Annotated in this window: 7 protein-coding genes; all 7 read left to right on the forward strand. The window is 36.3% G+C overall.

The genetic code is table 11. The features are described from left to right. Positions 1-8 precede the first annotated feature (8 nt). Positions 9-530 (forward strand): hypothetical protein, encoded by a 522-nt coding sequence (locus F0000_RS11140; protein ID WP_149624795.1) that lies wholly within the window; start codon positions 9-11, stop codon positions 528-530. Between the two features lie 48 nt (positions 531-578). After that, positions 579-1088 (forward strand): hypothetical protein, encoded by a 510-nt coding sequence (locus F0000_RS11145; protein ID WP_223148895.1) that lies wholly within the window; start codon positions 579-581, stop codon positions 1086-1088. A 75-nt stretch (positions 1089-1163) separates the two neighbouring features. After that, entirely contained in the window at positions 1164-2042 is an 879-nt protein-coding gene (locus tag F0000_RS11150) for a PPK2 family polyphosphate kinase (protein WP_149624797.1), read from the forward strand. Between the two features lie 36 nt (positions 2043-2078). Continuing rightward, a complete protein-coding gene (locus F0000_RS11155) occupies positions 2079-3467 on the forward strand; it encodes a M20/M25/M40 family metallo-hydrolase (RefSeq protein ID WP_149624798.1) in 1389 nt (462 codons plus the stop codon). A 2325-nt stretch (positions 3468-5792) separates the two neighbouring features. Beyond that, positions 5793-12806, forward strand: a complete 7014-nt coding sequence (locus F0000_RS11165; RefSeq protein WP_188112091.1) for a glycoside hydrolase family 48 protein — start codon at positions 5793-5795, stop codon at positions 12804-12806. 185 nt (positions 12807-12991) lie between these two features. Further along, entirely contained in the window at positions 12992-15511 is a 2520-nt protein-coding gene (locus tag F0000_RS11170) for a cellulase family glycosylhydrolase (protein WP_149624799.1), read from the forward strand. A 114-nt stretch (positions 15512-15625) separates the two neighbouring features. After that, positions 15626-22585 (forward strand): PKD domain-containing protein, encoded by a 6960-nt coding sequence (locus tag F0000_RS11175; protein ID WP_149624800.1) that lies wholly within the window; start codon positions 15626-15628, stop codon positions 22583-22585. Positions 22586-22687: the final 102 nt, after the last annotated feature.

Raw genomic sequence — 22687 nt, forward strand, 5'->3', positions numbered from 1 at the left:
ACCCCAAAATGAATCGAATTCTATTTTTTATACTTTGGTATTGCATTTCATTTACCGCATCATCACAATATGAACCGGGAGCTATTAATTATGGTCTTGTGGCTACAAAGAGTTTTGGTTTTGTAAATGAGATAGGAGCAGGAGTAAGACTCGAATATGCTAAGAATTGTTATACAACGTTTCTGGGAGAATATAATAGATCTTTCTCTGTCGGGAGAGAAGAAGATATAGAAGGCTATAACGAGTTGGGATTAAGTGTTAATCTAATTCTTTTTAACTGGTATCCTACGACAATTACGGCGGGTATTGGTTATATAGGAAATGATTCCTCAATATTCGAAACTATAGAAGAAGAGGCTTTTCTTGCTTTTAGAACAGGAAATTTTAACCATGGATCGCAGATTAAATTAAGAGCGTTACATCAAGTGTCAATACCGGTTCATATTTTTGCAGAACTCAATATAAAAAGCTTAGGGAGACGATATGATACATTTCTTATTGGATTTAGTTATGATTTTGATGCAGAATAATTCTTAATTTTGCATACTCGTAAAAACAAATTATTCGACGTGAAAAAAATGTTCCTTCTCATTGCTTTATTTTCAGCATACGCTATGTTTTCTCAGCAATACGAGAGCGGAAGCGTAGATTTTGGCGTAGGAGCAGTTATTAGTGTTGGTCTTCAGGAAGAAGTTGGTTTTGATATTAGATTTCAATACACATCACCAACACAAAAGACAACATATATAGGAGAATACAATCGATATTTTATAAAAGAATTCGAGAATACAGAAGTATATAATGAACTTGCATTTTCGTATAATATAAGGTTAATTCATTGGGAGACGTTAAGTATTACAGGAGGTATAGGTTATGTAGGTAATGATTATCGGGTTTTGGCTAGAGCAGAAGATACTTCTAATTTGTTTTTTTCTACAGGAGATATTAATCACGGTGCAGCACTGAAATTTAGAGGGATCTATAATATTACTACTCCCATACATATATTTGCAGAGTTAAACTTAAAAAGTTTTGGGAAGCGTTATGATACCTTTGCCTTTGGTCTTACCTATTCTTTAGGGATTTAAACTTCCTTAACACTTTTATTTTTTCTTCAATCCAAAACTTTAGTATCTTTCCAAGATCAAGATATATCGAGCACTATGAATAACATAAATCATGAAGATTTTAAAGTTTCTCAATCTATAGCGTTGTCAAAAATAGCAACTACTTATGACTTGGGAGCTAGCGAAAAGAAAATTGAGAAAGAACTCGAAGAAGTTAGAGAGAAACTCGGGAAGTTTCAGGATACGATTTATGCTCATGATAAATACGCAATATTGATTTGCCTTCAGGGTATGGATACAGCTGGAAAGGACAGTTTGATTCGGGAGGTTTTTAAAGATTTTAATACGCGAGGAATTGTTGTTCATAGTTTTAAGGTGCCTACAGAGTTGGAGAAAAGTCACGACTATTTATGGAGACATTATATCGCCTTGCCTCAACGCGGTAGGTTTTCAGTCTTTAATAGAACACATTATGAGAATGTTTTGGTTACAAGAGTGCATCCTGAATATATTATGGGCGAAAACCTTCCTGATATTAATTCGGTAGAAGATATTGATGATGTATTTTGGGAAAAACGTTTTGAACAAATAAGAAATTTTGAAAAACATATTGCAGAAAATGGAACTTTGATTTATAAATTTTATCTACATATCTCTAAAGAAGAACAAAAAAATCGACTCCTCAGAAGATTAGAAAAAAGAGAAAAAAATTGGAAATTCTCTAAAGGAGATCTCAAAGAGCGAAAACTTTGGGATAAGTATCAACTCTACTATGAAGATGCAATTAATAAAACATCCTTGTCACATGCTCCCTGGTATGTTATTCCGGCTGATGATAAACCGACTGCCAGGTATATTGTAGCAAAAACACTGTATGACACCTTAAAAGCCTTTGATGATATTAGAGAGCCAGAGTTGGACAAAGAAACGCAATCGAACCTGGAGATGTACAAACGACAGTTAGAAAATGAATAATAACATAATTTAAGAACTATTACTAAAAATTTTTCTGTGAAAAATCTATCCCTCACTATTTTAATACTTATATCTTTTAATAGCTTTGCTCAAGTAGATATAGTAAAAGAAGACTCTATAGCAATCAAGAAATTTTACAATACTTCATTATTAGAAGGTAAGAGTTATGCTTGGTTAGATCACTTATCAAATCAGATTGGAGCAAGGTTGTCCGGTTCTTTAAATGCTCAAAAAGCAGTAGAGTGGACAGAAAAAGAACTCAAAGCGATAGGGCTAGACAAAGTATGGTTGCAATCAGTAATGGTTCCTAAATGGACACGAGGTGTTACAGAGTTCGCATATATAGAAACAGAACCGGGAAAATCTACGAATGTACCTATTTGCGCACTTGGTGGATCGGTTCCTACTCCTATTGGAGGTATAAAGGCTTCGATAATAGAGGTTCAGAATTTTGAAGATCTTCGTGAATTAGGAACTTCGGGAGTAGAAGGAAAAATAGTGTTTTTTAATCGACCGATGCAAGCAGATTTAATCAACACTTTTGAAGCATATGGAGGATGTGTGGATCAGAGATATTCTGGAGCTGCCGAAGCTGCAAAATTTGGAGCTGTCGGTGTATTAGTGCGTTCTATGAATCTGCGACTCGATGATTTTCCGCATACGGGGGCTATGAGTTATGGCAATTTGACAAATATTGAAAAAATACCGGCGGCAGCTATAAGTACTAATGGAGCAAACTTATTAAGTTCAATGCTTAAGCTAAACCCCAAGATTAAATTTTTAATGAATATGAATTGCCGTAGTTGGAAAGATGTGGAGTCTTTTAATGTGATCGGAGAAATTACAGGGACTGAGTTTCCTAAGGAATACATGGTCGTTGGAGGGCATTTGGACTCTTGGGATCTGGGGGATGGGTCTCATGATGATGGGGCAGGTGTAGTACAATCTATGGAAGTACTTAGATTGTTCAAGGAGACTGGATATAAGCCCAAAAGATCAATTCGTGTAGTTCTGTTTATGAATGAAGAAAATGGATTAAGAGGAGGAAAGAAATATGCAAAAGCTGCTCAGAATAAAGGAGAAAATCATGTTTTTGCATTAGAGAGTGATGCTGGCGGTTTTACGCCCAGAGGTTTTTCTTTTGATTGTAGTGATCAGAATATTTCACAAGTTCATAGTTGGAAACCTCTTTTCGAACCGTATCTCATACACTATTTTGTAAAAGGGGGAAGTGGAGCAGATATTGGTCCTCTAAAAAAAGAAGGGATGGTTTTAGCAGGATTGCGTCCAGACTCACAGCGATATTTTGATTATCATCATGCCAAAAATGATATATTTGATGCCATTAATAAAAGAGAATTAGAATTGGGAGCAGCTACGATGACTAGTTTAGTATATCTCTTTGATAAATATGGGGTAAAGTAGACTTTTGTGTTGATGTACAATCAAATGTTTGATTAGAATACTCTTTAATAAGATAAATAGTTGATAATAAACGTTAAATTTTTCTTATGTCCGTTTTGAAAAACGATGAATAGAAGATTCTGCCGTGAATCAAAGTATTCGTTTTTGCTATTCCCAAGAAGTTAAAGAATAGTTCAATTAGCGATATTGAAAGCCCAATTGAAAATCCAATGGGATTATTATTTCTGGTAAAAAATCACTACTATAAATTACTCTTTTCGTTTATATCTTAAAATAGAAAGATGCTGTAACGATGCCTTAGTTTTCTTTTTAGTACAAACAAAAATAGTTGCTTTTTATACGATTTGTGATTAAAAAATTCGTATAAATTCATTGAATTATTTTTTCTTTATGCAAGGCAAAAAAATCAAGCATAGCTATAGCTACGGTTTATTTTTTAAACGAAGTAGAAAGGAAAAAGAAACGATGAATATGCGAAATTTTTAGTTATAAATCGTATTATTTGAATCTTTTATAACCAGGTGTTATAAAGTATTTTATCAAGCTAATCGAAGCAAAAAAGGAATTGTAATTAGGTGTTCTTAAAAACCATTTCCTGCCTTATAACCTGATTTTTAGATTATTAACATAGAAGATTGAAAACCGTCAATTATTGGAGATCCAATAAAAATTTCATTCATTGTTTAAACTGACATACACAGAAAAATGTTATCAGAATAGCCAAAGAATTAGGAATTTCAATTGTTTATAATCCAATTCTCAAAATGATAGTATTATCGGCTAAATCAAAAAGGAATAGTTTTAGTGGGTAATATTATCTGAGAACTCATATTATAGATGTCCGCGTTGCTACAATGTAAATATTCGACCATACATAATGCGACTATTGATTAAATTATTGCTCTATATGGTGAATATTAAACATGAATATTAGGAGTTATATTTTTTTTAAAACCTGTAATTATAGCGATGCCAAGTTCAAGTTAGAAATGATATTAATAAATATTCGCCATCTTTTTAACGAAAAGATATAGAAAAAATAATATCATAAATTCAATAAATATTCTTTTTTAATATATACTTGACAAGTATTTTATCTGATATTGTAGATGTAATCATGATTTAATGTAAGTTGTTTCTTGTTTAATTATTTAACAGTTTTAAGAAAATTTTGGTAATATTTTAAATGTAAATTTGAGTTTATGATAAATTTATATATGGTTTTACCGTATAAAAAGTTCTGTTTTTTTGTAAAAAATATAAATTCATCCTCAATTCCTTTCTTTTTTTTCTTATCATCATCTTAACATAAGAATATTTACCTTTTTTTATTTAGTAAAGAATATGAGAGTTTTATTTCTTAAGAAGTGCGGAAAATAAGGATGTTACAAGTAGCTTTTTTAAATGTTAGTATATATTAATTGATGTTTGTTAAGAGTTATTTAAGTGCTCTTGTATCTCCGTTTACTAAGCACATATCATAACTTTACTAAACTGTTGAGCGATATTATTCTATTACAAAGCAAAAAAGGAAACCGAGTTTGTGCAGAAGAGAATATCGATAAAACGTAAATGTAAACATCAACTAATGTCATATCAGGCACTTACCCAATTTTATGTGTGATATGGTTTTTGATTATTCACAAATTCAAAACTATACTGACGATGAAGAATTTTATGAGAACTTGTACTACACTAATGAAGTACTTACAACCTACTGCTAATTGTACTACGCAACTTAATTATGAATTGAGCCTTAGAAAAAAAGCTTTTTTTCTAAGGCAAAACTATCAGAACAACTATTTAGTCATGATTGAATAGCATAATAGATGTGAAACATGATAGCTTACATCATTTTTTGAGAATCAATTTAGAATATTTAGTACTGAAAAAAAATCTAAAACTTATTTTTAGGTAAGTTGGATTGTACCAGAATCTTTCGTTGTATACCCTCAGAATTTTATTTCAATAACAATTATTAACTACTTAAAAGTAGGAGTTGCGTTATCATATAGTCTTAAATTATTTGATTGTACAACCGATTAAATATTCTAATTCTATACTTTTTGTATCGGATTCTATTTTAATGATAGCCTATAATAGTTATGAATCACGATTTAGGCTACATAAAACTACTTTTATCAACAATATTGGAGCTATAGATAAGGATAAAAACAATGGATGTTACAAATTTTGTTTTATAATTATTTATGAATGATAGATAGGGGTATGACTATGAGTTGATTGACAGTTTTGTAGCAAAGCTCAATTTTTGAAATTGAGAAGATTTTAAAGTAAAAACACAAATTTAAAACTATACCTATAATGAAAAACTTTATAAAGAAAAGTGCAATGGTGCTATTGTACTTATTCTGTGTCACATCTTGGGCACAATTTAATTATGGAGAGGCCTTGCAGAAGTCCCTTCTATTTTATGAAACACAACAATCCGGAAATTTACCTGATTGGAATAGAATTAACTGGCGTTCAGATGCCGGAGTAAATGATGGTAAAGATGTCGGCCTTGACCTTACAGGAGGGTGGCATGATGCTGGAGATCATGTTAAATTCGGTTTCCCCATGGCATTTTCGGTTACAGCGCTCAATTGGGGCTTTCTAGAATATGAAGATGGATATGATCGGGCTAATCAAACCGAAATATTCAAACGTAATATTAAGTGGGTTACAGATTATTTTATAAAATGTCATCCTACTCCTAATGAGTTTTATGCACAAGTAGCAGATAGCAAATCTCAAGACCATAACTTTTGGATGGCACCAGAAATGGTTGATGTGCATCCGCAATATGGTCAGCGTAAATCTTATAAATTATCACCCTCTAAACCAGGAACAGAAGTAGCTTGTGAGACTGCAGCAGCATTAGCTTCTGCAAGTATCATTTTTAAGGATAGTGATCCTGCATATAGTGCGACGCTTTTGAGACATGCCAAAGAGTTATATGAGTTTGGAGATGCGAACCGTGGATTGTACCATACAGATGGTGGGATTCCTGCAGATGGAACATATTCATCACAAGGTTTTCAGGATGAGCTAACCTGGGGAGCCTTATGGTTATATAAAGCAACAGGAGATCAGGCTTATTTGGACAAAGCTGAAGCAGAATATACACAACCAGATTTCTTATGGAGTCTTGTATGGGATGATAAATCATATGGTAATATGGTATTACTTTCTATCATTACAGGGAAAGATGCCTATAAAGCTGATGCAGAAAAGCATTTGGATTTCTGGCAAAATGGTGGAGGAATTAGTTATTCTCCCGGAGGTCAGGCGCATTTAACACAATGGGGATCACTTCGCCATGCAATGAATGCATCACTAACTGCACTTATTTACAGTGATAATGTGGCTACACCTAAGAAAACACAATATCATGATTTTGCCGTAAGTCAGGTAAACTATGCATTAGGAAATAATCCTAATAACAGAAGTTTAGTTACGGGATTTGGTGTGAATCCACCAACAAAACCCCACCATAGAGGACAGCATGCAAGTTGGACAAGAAGTTCAGCCAATCCTGTAGAATCCAGACATACACTATGGGGAGCCTTAATGGGAGGCCCATCTGCTGCAAATGATGCGTTTGAAGAAGATAGAGATGATTTTCAGGCAAATGAAGTAGCTACAGATTATAATGCTTGCTATCAAGGTGTTCTTGCAAGAATGATTATGGAATTCGGTGGGACACCGCTATCAAACTTCCCACAACCTGAAACACCAGGTTTAGAGTTTATAAATGAGGTAAAACTTAATAATGATCAATCTCGTTTTACTGAGGTTTCTATATGGTTGAATAACAGATCGGCTTGGCCGGCAAGAGTCCCTGATAGAATGACAGCACGTTATTTTGTTGATATTTCTGAAGGAGTTGCAGCCGGATTTGGAGCAAGTGACTATGGTCTTACTGCTCGCGGAGCTGGAACTACTGTAGGGTCAAACCTAATCGCTTGGGATGCAAGTCAGAATATTTATTATGCAGAAATAGAAGTAGATCAGGATAAAATGCCTTTCCCGGGAGGACAGGGAGAGTATAGAAGTGAAATCCAGTTACGAGTAGCACTACCAGCTAATGCTCCGGTATCAGCTTGGGATCCATCAAATGACTTTTCATATTCAGGACTAAGCAATACGCTTGGAATTTCAGAAAATGTTCCTGTTTATGTAAACGGAATTTTAGCAGGAGGAAAAGAACCTACCGGTGGAGAAATTCCAACGGCTTCTTTTACTGCAACTCCAGAATCAGGAACAGCTCCGCTAGAAGTTTCTTTTGATGCCGCTGCATCTTCTGATCCTAATGGAGATGCGATCACGTATAGTTGGGATTTTGGAAATGGAGAAACATCATCTGTAGTTGATCCGCTGATAACTTATACCGATATAGGATCTTATCTGGTAACACTTATTGTAAGTGATGGAACTAATACATCATCAGAATTTACAACAACTATTACTGTAGCAGATGGTAATACAGCACCTGTTGCTGATTTTACTGCAGCTCCTACTAGTGGAGTAGCTCCGGTAACTGTAAGTTTTAATGCTTCTGCGTCTTCTGATGCTAATGGAGATTCATTGACCTATGTTTGGGATTTTGGAGATGGAACCACAGGTTCTGGAGTAACTATTGATCACGAATATGATACAATAGGAGAATATAATGCACTGTTAACAGTAAGTGACGGAAGTAAAGAAGATACCGAAACAATCACAATCACGGTTACAGATGGCAGTCCAATAGCTTCTTTTACTGTAAGTACTGACTCTGGAGCAGCACCACTTGATGTTACTTTTGATGCTTCTGCATCCGTAGATCCTACAGGAGGAGTTCTTACATATAGCTGGGATTTTGGAAATGGAGAAACAGCGTCTACCGCAACTGCCGCTACCACGTATACAACAATAGGAGAGGCAACAGTGACGCTAACTGTTACAAATGCTGCAGGAGCCACTGATTCTGATACCAAAACAATTACAGTGACAGATGGAAGTGTAAGTTGTGCTTTTGGTACCCCGACAGTAGATGCTTTACCAACGATAAACTCTGCATTCGAAAATATATTTGTTTTAGGAAATGGAGGACCTAGCTTAGATAATGTAACCAATTTTACAATCAATTGGGACTTAGCGAATAATGGCTTGTATCAATTTTCTATGAGTACTAGTGATGGTAACCCATCTTATTATAATGATTTCTTACCAAAAGTAACACAGAATTTTAATACAGCTCAGCCAGAGATCACAATTACTAATTCTGGAATTACCGGATTAGATGGTTCGTATTGGGCAACTGTTGATAATAGTAATTTTGTCTTAGTTTCTAAAACCGGAGGATTTACTATGTATTTTAGTAGTACTACTACAGCTCCTGGTTGTGATGGTCCACCACCATCGCCAACTGCTGTTGATGGAGGTGTAATCGCAGGAGGTCCATTCGTATTTACTGTAGGAGATGGTATTGCAGATAATGTATCAGGAATTTCGTTAACAGGAAACATAGGAGCTAATTCTCAATGGGTTGTTACCGATGATCAAGGAAATATCTTAGGATTGCCACCAACGCCAGAGGCTGTAGATTTTGATGGAGCAGGAGCAGGAATTTGTTTAATTTGGCACTTGAGCTATGAAGATGGTTTACAAGGAGCAGCCGTAGGAAATAATGCAAGTGACTTGCAAGGAACTTTTGATTTATCTAATTCAATTACTGTAACTAGAAATACACAGTCCACTGGAGGAGATTGTACCTTTGAGACACCTGTAGCAGATGCTTTACCAACAATAAACGCTACATTCCAAAACATATTTGTTTTAGGTAATGGAGGACCAAATTTAGATAATGTTACTGATTTCACAATCAATTGGGATTTAGCTAATAATGGTTTGTATCAATTTTCTATGAATACTAATGATGGCAATCCATCTTATTATAATGATTTCTTACCAAAAGTAACACAGAATTTTAATGCGGCTCAGCCGGGGGTTACAATTGCAGATTCCGGATTTACCGGACTGGATGGATCTTATTGGGCAACTGTGGATAATGGTAATTTTGTTTTGGTTTCTAAAACCGGAGGATTTACTATATATTTTAGTACTGCTACTACAGCTCCTGATTGTGGATCATCACCATCGGTTGATGGAGGAGTTATTGCAGGAGGTCCATTCGTATTTACCGTAGGAGATGGTGTTGCTGATAATGTATCAGGAGTTACACTAACAGGTAATGTTGGAGAAACTAGCCAATGGATCGTTACTGATGATCAAGGTAAAATATTAGGATTGCCACCTACACCAGAAGCAGTAGACTTTGATGGAGCAGGAGCAGGAAGTTGTTTCATTTATAGTGTTACCTATAATGGAACAATTACAGGTCTGGCCGCAGATGAGAATATATCAGGTTTAGCAGGTGTATTTGATCTATCTAATAGTATAGAAGTAGTAAGAAACCCTGTAACTACGGCAGTAGATGGAGGAGTTATTGCAGGAGGTCCATTTGTATTTACTGTAGGAGATGGCATTGCTGATAATGTGTCAGGAGTTACACTAACAGGTAATGTTGGAGAGACTAGCCAATGGATTGTTACTGATGATCAAGGTAAAATTTTAGGATTACCACCTACACCAGAAGCAGTAGACTTTGACGGAGCAGGAGTAGGAAGTTGTTTTATTTATAATGTGAGTTATAATGGACCAATCACAGGTCTTACTGCAGATGAGAACATATCAGGCCTGGCAGGTACATTCGACCTTTCTAATAGTATAGAAGTAGTAAGAAATGCGGTAAGTGCCACAGTTGATGGAGGTACCGTAGCTACAGATACTGGAGCAACAACAGTTACTACAACTACAGGAGATGGTATCGATGATATTGTTGTCTTTGCCAATACGAGTTCTTCTACAGAATCTTATATTTATCTTATAACAGATGAATCTGGTAATATCTTAACTACAGAAACAGCGTCTCATAATTTTGAAGGAGCTTCAGTAGGGATATGCAAAGTATATGGTTTATCATATACAGGAGCTTTGGATGTATCTGGAAAAAATGTAACCGCAACTGATCTTTCTTCTGGAGAGTTCTCTCTTTCTGGTAATGCTATTACAGTGACAAGAGAAGATGTTGGCGGTGGCGGTGGACCAGGAGGTCCTGGAGATAGTAATCCTTATATCGAGCGTTTTGTTGAATTGAGAAACGAGCTTTATGACCCTGCAAATGGATATTTCAGTGCAGACGGATCTCCACATCATTCTATAGAAACGTTACTGGTAGAAGCACCAGATTATGGTCACGAGTCAACAAGTGAATTATATTCATACTGGTTATGGCTAGAAGTGATGAACGGAAGAATAACCAATGATTGGGAACCACTAAGTAATGTATGGGATAGAATTGAAGAATTTATAATCCCTACTACTGCGGATCAACCTACAAATGGAGCATACAATCCATCTTCACCGGCAGCATATGCAAGTGAATTTGCATTGCCTAGCATGTATCCGGCACCACTTGTTTTTAACGCACCTGTGGGAACAGATCCGGTTTCTCCAGATCTAACGGCTACTTATGGTGATGATATATACCAGATGCACTGGTTATTAGATAATGATAATTTCTATGGATATGGTAATAGAGGAGATGGAGTAAGTACTCCTTCTTATATCAATACATTCCAGAGAGGTGAGCAGGAATCAGTATATGAAACAATTCCACACCCATCCTGGGAGAGTTTTGACTGGGGAGGATCAGATGGATTCCTTCCACTATTTGTAGAAGATCAGAATTATGCTAAGCAGTGGAGATACACAAGTGCTCCGGATGCTGATGCAAGAGCAGTACAAGCTATGTATTGGGCAAAAGTATATGCAGAAGAACAAGGAACCTCTTTAGCAACGCTTGATTTAGACAAAGCAACTAAAATGGGAGACTTCTTGAGACTAGCGATGTTTGATAAGTATTTTAAACCATTAGGAGTACAGAGTGCTACCAATGGAGCAGGTACGGGGTACGATAGTGCACATTACCTAATGTCTTGGTATATGTCTTGGGGTGGTTCTGCAGATACAGCTTCTCCATGGGCATTCAGAATCAGTTCTAGTCATTGTCATTTTGGATACCAAAACCCGGTAGCAGCCTATGCATTAACTCAGGTAGATGAATTAAAACCAAAATCTCAAAACGGAGAAAGAGATTGGAATGAGAGTTTAACCAGACAGATGGAATTCTATACCTGGTTACAGTCTAAAGAGGGAGCTATTGCCGGTGGTGCTACTAATAGTTGGAATGGAGACTATAGTGCATATCCTGCAGGAAAATCTACCTTCTATGATATGGCTTTTGATACGGATCCAGTATATCACGATCCAGGAAGTGGAACTTGGTTTGGATGGCAAGCCTGGTCTATGGAAAGGGTAGCAGAGTACTACTACATTACCAATGACCCTATGGCAAAAAATCTAATGGATAAATGGACAGCTTGGGTAAAAAGTGAAGTGAAGCTTATAGGGACTGATGATTTTGAAATCCCTGCTACTTTAGAATGGTCTGGAGAACCAGATACCTGGGATCCAAATAGTCCGGGAAGTAATGATAACCTGAGTGTTGAAGTTACTAATTATAGTCAAGATCTTGGTGTTGCAGCATCTATGGCAAAAGCACTTATCTATTATGCAGCTGCTACAGAGAAGCATGCTACATTAGATACAGAAGCACGTGATTTAGCCAAAGAAGTATTAGATAGAATGTGGAACACATACAGAGATGATAAAGGAGTTTCTGCACCAGAAGAAAGAGGAGACTTTAGTCGAATTTTTGACGAAGAAGTTTATGTTCCTGGTGGATTCACTGGAGTGATGGGGAATGGAGATGAAATCAAGCCTGGCGTATCATTCTTAGATATTAGATCAGGATATAAAAATGATCCGGATTTTGCTAGATTAGAAGCAGCTTATAATGCTGGTGAACCGTTTACACAACGTTATCACAGAAGTTGGGCTCAAATGGAAGTTGCCTTGGCAAATGCTGAGTATGGATTCTTCTTCGGAGGAGCGACTACAACCAGAGCCTCAGAAGTAACTCAGCTAGAAATGATCGTTAGCCCGAATCCAGCTAACAATTATATTGACTTAACAGCTAATTTCGAAATGAAAGATGCAAGAGTTACGATAATAGATATTGCAGGAAACGTGATCAGAAAAGAATCAGTAAATAGCAGACAGAAGTCAACCAGACTTTCTATTGATGATTTATCTACTGGTTTATATATCCTGGAAATCTACGATGTAAATTCTGGTAAAAAATTCAGAAATAAACTGATTAAAAACTAATTAGAAGAGAGAGGCTTGATATAGAGCCTCTCTTATTTTTAGATTTTCTGATTTTAGAAAACAAAAATAAATAACACCTATTTCATTCTATAAGTAATGAAATAGGTGTTAAACTTCATTTAGTACATCTGTATAATTGATTCAATATTCTACAACAACAAGGTGTAATGTGAAAAATAAAATACATGAAAAAAATAATAAAATATATAGCCATAGCAGTACTGATATGCATAAACGTATCAGAAGTACTTGCTCAGCAACAAAATTTCTTAACAGCTTCCGGTAATAAATTATATGATGCCACTGGAAAAGAAGTTAGACTTACAGGAGTAAATTGGTTTGGTTTTGAAACTCAAACATACTTCCCACACGGAATTTGGACTCGTGATATGAAAAGTGTATTACAACAGATAAAAGATCTGGGGTTTAATACAATTCGCGTTCCCTGGTGTAATGAAATGCTGGATCCGGGAGCAACTATAGCAGTAAATTCTTATGGTACAGATGCGTATACTGGAATATCTCCTATGAATGAAGAAGAAACAACAGTAAGCAAACCGATAGAATTATTGGATATTTTTGTGAGATGGTGCCAGGAGAATGATATGAAAATCGTGTTGGATAATCATTCCAGAGCTGCTGATGGCTTTTTAAACGAAGCATTTTGGTATACTCCAGAATATTCTGAAGAAAGATGGATTAATGATTGGGTATTTATGGCAGATCGATATAAAAACTTTTCTGCTGTTGTAGCTATGGATTTAAATAATGAACCTCATGGATCATCTTGGGGTGATAGCAATCCAGCTACAGATTGGAACAAAGCGGCAGAAAGATGTGGAAATGCTGTTCTTGCAGTAAATCCTAATGTTTTGATTATGGTAGAAGGAGTTGGTGAATTTGAAGGAGACTCTTATTGGTGGGGTGGACAATTAAAAGGAGCTGAAAAATATCCAATTCAATTATCCAAACCAGAAAAACTAGTCTATTCAGCACATGAGTATGGGCCAGAAGTGTCACAACAAGATTGGTTTCAGGCTGCTAATTTCCCTGGGAATATGCCAGGTCTTTGGGAAGAACATTTCCATTATTTATATGAAAATAATACCTCGCCTTTATTTATCGGAGAATTCGGAATCAAAAATCAAGATGCATTTAATGGTGTAGCTTATACTTGGTTTACAGAATGGATGAATTTTATGGGAGACATTTATTCCTGGACTTTCTGGACGATGAATCCTAATTCTGGAGATACGGGAGGAATTTTACAAGATGATTGGATAACGGTTAATCAATGGAAATTAGATGTGTTAAAACCACATTTTGCGCCGCTAATCCCGAATGTTATAGGAGGCAATCCAGGGCCTGCATTAGTAGATGGAGGAACGATCACTGGAGGGCCATTCGTATTCACAGTTGGAGATGGGATTGCAGATAATGTATCTGGTGTCACATTAAGAGGTACTATAGGAGAAACTAGTCAATGGATTGTAACAGATGATCAAGGTAAAATTTTAGGGTTGCCACCTACACCAGAAGCTGTAGATTTTGATGGAGCGGGAGTAGGAAGCTGTTTTATCTATAATATTAGTTATAATGGATCGATTACAGGTCTTACACAAAATGAAAATTTATCTGCATTATCCGGAAATTTTGATCTTTCTAATAGCATAGAGGTAGTGAGAAATCCCGTTATTACAAACCCCACTATTAATGGAGGGACTATAACAGGAGGTCCATTTGTATTTACAGTGGGTGATGGTATTGCTGATAATGTATCCGGAGTTACTTTAACAGGTGCTATGGGAGAAACCAGCCAATGGGTAATAACAGACGATCAAAGTAAAATTTTAGGATTACCACCTACACCAGAAGCTGTAGACTTTGATGGAGCAGGAGCAGGAAGCTGTTTTATCTATAATATTAGTTATAATGGAACGATTACTGGTCTTGCACAAAATGGAAATTTGTCTACACTATCTGGAGAATTTGATCTTTCTAACAGTATAGAGGTAGTGAGAAATCCTTTTTCATCAGGAGGAGATTGTACTTTTGGTGCCCCTGTAAATACTGCCTTGGCTACAATACCCAATGCTTCTTATACTAAAATTTATGTTTTAGGAACAGGAGGACCAGATTTGAGTAATGTCACTAACTTTACGATCAATTGGAATCTGGAAAATAATGGATTGTATCAGTTCTCAATGAATACTAATAATGGTGTACCAAGCTGGTGGAATGACTTAAATACAAAAATAACAAGTCAGAGTTTTAACTCAGCACAACCAGCAGTAACATTGGCAGACACAGGATTCTCAAATCTTGATGGAGGATATAATGCCGTAGTAGATGGTGATAATTTTGCACTAGTCTCTAAAAGTGGTGGCTTCACTATTTATTTTAGTAATAGTGATACAGCTCCTGATTGTGAGAATACATTTAGAGATCCAATTTCTGCTAATACTACACAAATAAAGGCATTCCCTAACCCAGTACAAGATAGATTGATGATACAAAGTCAGGATATTATGGAGGGCACAAGAATTAGTTTAGTAGATATAACAGGAAGGGTCATAAAAACTATGATGGTTCAATCAAAAGTTAAAGAAACTGAATTAAATACTGCTGACCTGAAATCAGGTTTGTATTTTATTAAGCTTGCTCATAAAAAGCAAGTATTTACCAAGCAGATTATAAAAAAATAACTTTAAAAATATATAAAAGAAGAAGGCGATAATTTGTCTTCTTCTTTTACTTCCCCTTAAAATCTTCAGAACTATATTTTTTTAAAGAAAACAAACACAAACTTTATAACTAATATGAAACCAACAAATAGTAAGAAGAAAGGTTGGCGGGCGCATACAAGAAAGATAAAACTTAGTCTTTTTTATGCAATTGCCATATCAATTTCTTTTGGATTAGTGGTCAAATCTGTGGTAGATGCTTATGATGGCACTGCAGGACCAGAAATGACAACTCAGACCTGGCCAGCTGGGACTTTTTTGGCTAATTTCCCTGAAGGAGATAGAATTAATACATATCATCGTAACTATTTGATGATTAATGGACAAGCAGGAACAGGCGTATGGGATGTCTCTAATCCAACCGCACCCAAAAGAATACAATTTAGTGATGCCGCTAATAACGGTCACCGCTGGTGGAAATTAGGCGACCTTTTTTACAGAGAATATTCTGTCCCAGAAGTAGAAGGGACAGGGTATAAATATCTGGATCTTTCTAATATGTTAGATAGAAAACCAGTAACTTCTTCTGATATATTATTTACCGTAGAAGATGGTCAATCTAATTTTGATAATCTAGAAACCTTTCCGCATACCATAGATGGCAGCAGGGTTTTTGATATGAGAACAGGAGTTCAGGTAGATGATATCCCAACGTCTGTTTCTTTACCCGATGTTGTGGTAAGAATCGGAAATTATGTTTTCTATGCACCGCAGACAGGAGATATCAATGTATTTGATTTCGGAGATCCGGAAAACATTAAGTTTTTAGGATCTTTTGGTGGAGATATACCTCATGAACAATATAGTACCGGGTTTCAGTTATGGCGAAATCATTTGGTTTTTATGAGTGGTAATGAAGGGCCTGATGCTTTAGTAGGTTTTGATATTAGTGATCCTACAGATGTAAAACTAGGTTTTAGCCTGCATTCTGATCAGGCAACATTAGGTAGATACATGATTTTTCAGGATGAATACGGATTCACGGGGCGTTTTGACAGAGGAGTAAAATTTAATTTTGAAACGATGGAAATAGAACAAGAGTTTTTCCCTCCTTCAAGTGATGAAACATTACAATTTATAGATAATCAGTGGATGCCAATTGGGCATATCTTAGTGGCTAGTGGAGATGATAAGACATCTATTTTTGCACATCAAGATGGATTAGATACAAAACCACCTACCGTAGGACATCACTTTCCTGTGGCTGGAGCCATCAATCAACCGATAACATCAACAATTGGTTTTGTTATCAATGAAACATTAGACGATTTAACACTCAATGACAAAACCATTCAGGTAAGTCCATTAGGAGGAAGCCCTATAGAAGGAGACGTAACCTCTACATCCTATCAGGTTATTAATTATGCTCCAAAAGAAAAATTATTACCCAATACAACGTATGAAGTAAAATTTGTAGAAGGAGGAATTGAGGATGCAGTAGGTAACGGAATGGAAGAATACATCTTCTATTTTACTACGGGAGGAGATTCTTCTAACCAATCTCCAGAAATTACGGGAATAGATCTAAGTACTCCCTCTCCCGTTACAATTGGATCAGAAATAGATTTTACTGCCAATGCCAGTGACCCGGATGGTAACACACTTAGTTATCGTTGGGACTTTGGAGATGGATCTCCAAAAACAGCATGGATTGGATCAACTACTTCTCATACGTATACAGAATCTGGTAATTATCAGGTACAAGTACAAGTTTCTGATAATAACGGTGGTTTTATAGTAGGATCAGAATCTATTGTGGTGGTTTCATCAGTGCCATCAGATTTACCAACTCAATCCAGCCCCATAACGATAGATGCAGAGAATAGAATTGTATGGTCTGTAAATCCTGATAATAATACGGTAACCTTAGTGAATGCAGATACCTTTTCTGTAATAAAAGAAGTAGCGGTAGGACAAGATCCAGTAAATATAGCATTAGATGCAGCCGGAAACGCATGGATCACTTGTAGAGATTCTGATGAGATATATGTTCTAAAGAGTGATGGTACATTACAAACTAAGATAGCATTAGATAGCGGTTCAAGCCCATATGGAATTGTGTTCACTCCAGATGGTAGCAGAGGTTTTGTTTCTGCTTTCGGATCAGGAAAAATAATAGAAGTATCGCCAACAACTAATAGTATTAAGACATCATTAGATATTGGAGAGACACCACGTGCATTGGCAATTACTGGTGACGGAAATAAATTATTGGTTACAAAGTTTATTTCACCAGATGAAGCAGGACAAGTTTGGGAAATCAACCTTACTACATTTACAGTAAATGAGACCATTGCATTACCAATAGATGATTTTACACAGGATAATGGAAATGAAGGAAGGGGATTACCTAACTATGTTTCAGGAATTACGATTCATCCAGATAATACTGCTGCCTGGTCAGTAGCCAAAAAAGATAATATTCTTAGAGGAATATCCAGAGACGGAAAACCATTAACCTTTGATAATTCCGTACGTACTGCAATTTCTCCTATAAACTTAACAACTGGCAAAGAAGATATAACCAAGAGATTGGATATAGATAATCATGGGCAACCATCTTCAGCACTATATACGCCTACAGGTAATTATTTATTTGTGACTATGCAGGGCAATAACAGGATTGTAGTTATAGATCCCAAAAGAGGATTAGAGCTATTAAAAAAAGATGTAGGCAATGCTCCGCAAGGATTAGCAATTGACCCCACTACAGATCGTGTTTTTGTAAAAAACTTTATGGATCGTAGTATCACCATTTTTGATGGAGAAGATCTGATAAAAACCGGAAGCAATACTTTAGAAAAATTAGCGACAGTCGTTACTGTAAGTAATGAAGAACTAAGCCCGGTAGTACTAAAAGGAAAGCAGATATTTTATGACGCTTCAGACTTAAAAATGGGAACTGATGGGTATGTAAGTTGTGCAAGTTGCCATATGGATGGTACACAAGATGGTCGTACCTGGGATTTTACCGATAGAGGAGAAGGATTGCGTAATACAATTTCGTTGGTTGGTAGAGCAGGTACTGCTCACGGGAGAGTACACTGGAGCGCTAATTTTGATGAGATACAGGACTTTGAAAATGATATGCGATCTCATTTTAAAGGACAAGGATTTATGAGTGATGCTGATTTTAATGAAGGAACTACAGCGCTAACATTAGGAGATGCTAAAAAAGGTAAATCTACAGATCTGGATGCATTAACAGCCTATATAGAATCATTAGATAGCTTTGATGCAAGTCCTTATCGCCAGAATAACGGAAATTTAACCGCAGATGGTGTTGCAGGAAAATCAGTATTCGAAGATTTAAAATGTGCTTCTTGTCATAGTGGAGAAGCTTTTACAGATAGTAATACAGGAAAGTTACACGATGTAGGAACCATATCAACCACCAGTGGAAAACGTTTAAACGGACAACTGTTAGGATTAGATGTTCCCACATTAAAAGATGTTTGGGCAACAGCTCCTTACTTACATAATGGAGCAGCCAAAACTTTAGAAGAAGTACTTACAGTATATAATACCAATGATGCACACGGAGCAACTTCTACCTTAAGTGCCACTCAGATAAAGCAATTAGAAGCATATCTTAAGCAAATTGATGGATCAGAAATAGCTTCAGAATCACAACAAATACTAAAAATAGCGTCTCCAGAAGATGGAACGGCTATAAGTAAGGCTGATCCTGTAAAACTAAGCGTAGAAACTAATATAGATGGCGTGACTAAAATTCAATACTTTGTTGATAATACACTGGTAGATGAGGTTACAACAGCTCCTTTTGAGTCTGCGTGGACTCCTATAATCTGGAAAACGTATGTCATTTCTGCCAAAGTGTTTTATAACAATGGTAAAACAGCTTCTATTACACCAGAATCAACAATAAAATATAAGAATACAATTAAGGTATTATTTGTTGTAGGAGATAAAAATAACCTCACAACAGAAGATCAGCGGATCAAATCTCGATTAGAGCAGCAATTAGGATTCGAGATAACGCTCTTTTCTGATGAAGAAGCTACCAGTCCTCAATCGGCCAATCCTTTTGATATGGCACTGATTTCTGCCACGGTAGATCCAAGAGAATTAGGGAATGACCTGGAAGCTGCAAAAGTTCCATTAATGACCTGGAACCCTTTTATGTATGGTAAACTTAGAATGACTGCTGGAGAATTGAATACTGATTTCGGTTTCACCAAGGAAGGCTTCTCTGCAATTACAATCTCAAATCCGGATCACCCTATGGCAGCAGGTGCAGGAACACAAACAGCATTATACTCAATTACCCAAGGATTACCCTTTGGGAAACCAACAGATGAGGCTATTGTCATTGCAAAAGCAGGAGAAGTACCAATTTTATTTGGCTATGAGGCAAGCATAGAAATACCATCCAGAAGAGTTGCATTTCCATTAAGAGATCAATTTATGCATCTACTTACAGATGAAGGATTAAATATGTTTGATGCAGCTGTATTATGGACACTTCATGGAGGAGATGCTGATACTCCTATTGGACCATTACCAGATGTGTTTTTTAAATCTCCACTTGATGGAGAGCTGGTGAATACTCCGTTAAAAGTAGATTTTATAACCGAAGGATGGGAGTTACCATCACAGCAGTATAAATTGAGATTTAAGATTGATGGACAAGATCGGGGATTGATTGCTGCTGAGGGAGAATTTACGGATGGAACAGCCTTATCTGAAGGACCTCATGAGTTAACATTACAAATGGAACGTAGTGATAATTCTCTTACTGATTTAGGAGAAACCATTACAATTAATGTAACAAATGATCCGATACCTCAAGACCCGACAGTAGTTATCCAGTCTCCTACAGATGGTGGATTGATAGGCCCCGATTTCGAAATTGAGTTTTCGACCATCAAATGGGATATAGAACTAGGAGGGCGCCATGTGAAATACTTTATCGACGGAGATGAAAAAGGTGCTGTGTTCGAGATAGCACCCATAGCGATTACCGGTCTGGATGAAGGACAACATACGATACAGTTATCATTAGCAGAAGCAAATGGAGAAATTTCTGGAGATCCTACAGAGATAACAATTACGGTTGATGATGCATTTAGTAATCTTCCGGATACAGATTTTAGTCTTGCTTACAAAGATGATAGTTCTGGAGTATCAACTTCAGAATTAAAACCAGTATTCGAGATTTTTAGTGAGTCATCAGAAAATCATTTGTATAGTGATTTTAAAATTAGATATTGGTATACGCCAGAGAATACAGCGCCAATGGTCTTTAATGTAGATTACTCCGCTGTAACAGGTACTACGGGAGAATTTGGTATAGATGAATCAGAAAATTATCTGGAAATTGGTTTTAGTGCATCTTCAGGAAATTTACCTGCCAATGGATCATCGGGTATTATACAAACGCGATTACACTATTCAGGATTTCAGACACACAATCAAGCCAATGATTTTTCATATAATGGATCAATACGATCATTAAAGAAACATGTACTGGTCACATTGTATTATAAAGGAGAATTGGTTTGGGGATTAGAACCTACAGTTAATGATGATACTTCTAATGGAAAACCAACTGCAAGTATTACAACAAATCAAACGAATGGGATAGCACCATTGACGATTGATTTTGATGCTACAGGCTCTAGTGATCCGGATGGAGATACTTTAAGGTATAGTTGGGATTTTGGAAATGGAGATACAGCTAGCGGTGTAACAACATCGTATGTATTTCAGAGCCCGGGAGATTATGAAGTTGTGGTAACAGTAGATGATGGTAACGGTAAAACGGATTCAGAATCAATTACGATTTCTGTAGAAAATCCTAATCCTGTTCTGGTAGCTGATTTCTCGGCAACACCTATTTCCGGAGCTATTCCTTTAGTAGTAAATTTTGATTCATCATCATCTGATTTTCCTGCTGGAACATCAATAACATATTTGTGGGATTTTGCAGATGGTACGACCAGTAATGAGATCAATCCTTCTCATACATATACGCAATCAGGATCGTATGGAGTAACGTTAACGATCAGTGATGGGATTACGACGGATACCTCAGAGGTGGTAACGATTACAGCTACAGAAATAGGCACGCCTACAGTTACAGTTGAGGCTGATTTTACATCAGATATTTCAACCGGAATCGCTCCATTGCTAATTAGTTTTGATGCTGCTGCTTCTACAAGTTCTGATGGCAGTGCTTTATCGTATTCGTGGGATTTTGGAGATAGCAGTACCGCTACAGGTATCACCAATACACATGAATATACAACTTCTGGTGATTTTACGGTTACTTTAACCGTATCTACAGCTACAGGTATTACAGATACTGCTGCAAAAATTGTAACCATCCTGGAACAACCAGGGACTCCAGGTAATTGTAACTTTGGAACACCACTGAGTACGTCATTGCCAACAATACCAAATACAACCTTTACAGAAATACACGTACTTGGTACTGGAGGGCCAGATTTGAGTAATGTAACCGGTTTTACTATAAATTGGGATGTGTCTAGTAATGGTTTATGGCAATTATCAATGAACACCAATAATGGTATTCCTAATTGGTGGACTGATCTGACAACTCATATAGAAAGTCAGAATTTTAATGCAGCTGAACCTGATATTACATTTTTAGATACCGGGTTCCCTAACTTGGATGGAGCATATAATGCTGCGCTGGATGGAGATAATTTTGTGTTAGTTTCTAAGAATGGTGGTTTCACTATTTATTTTAGTAACGATGGTAGTACACCAGCTTGTAGAGACACTTCTAGAGATCCATATCAAAATGATGTGAATATGATAAAAGCATTTCCTAATCCTGTTGTAGATTATGTAACCTTAGCTAGTGACCAGGATTTTAAAGGTGCATTTGTACGACTTATAGATATTACAGGAAAAGTACTGCACATCAAACAGGTTCAAAAAAACAGGAAAGAAATAGTACTCGATATGAATGCGATGCAATCTGGAGTCTATTTTATACAAATCCAGAAAAACAAGAAAACGATAACTATGCAGATTACAAAATAATAGATTTTATTTAAGTGTCTAGTTCTGACCAGACACTAATAACCAATAGAACCTCTTCTCATAGTTTTATGCTAAGAGAAGAGGTTTTTTATATTTTGAAAA

This window comes from Aquimarina sp. RZ0 (assembly GCF_008370685.1).
In the GTDB taxonomy this organism is placed as follows: Bacteria; Bacteroidota; Bacteroidia; order Flavobacteriales; family Flavobacteriaceae; genus Aquimarina.

Coding starts and splice junctions, on each gene's coding strand:
- F0000_RS11145 (WP_223148895.1), top strand. CDS start 579: ATGTTCCTTCTCATTGCTTTATTTTCAGCATACGCTATGTTTTCTCAG.
- F0000_RS11150 (WP_149624797.1), top strand. CDS start 1,164: ATGAATAACATAAATCATGAAGATTTTAAAGTTTCTCAATCTATAGCG.
- F0000_RS11165 (WP_188112091.1), top strand. CDS start 5,793: ATGAAAAACTTTATAAAGAAAAGTGCAATGGTGCTATTGTACTTATTC.
- F0000_RS11140 (WP_149624795.1), top strand. CDS start 9: ATGAATCGAATTCTATTTTTTATACTTTGGTATTGCATTTCATTTACC.
- F0000_RS11175 (WP_149624800.1), top strand. CDS start 15,626: ATGAAACCAACAAATAGTAAGAAGAAAGGTTGGCGGGCGCATACAAGA.
- F0000_RS11170 (WP_149624799.1), top strand. CDS start 12,992: ATGAAAAAAATAATAAAATATATAGCCATAGCAGTACTGATATGCATA.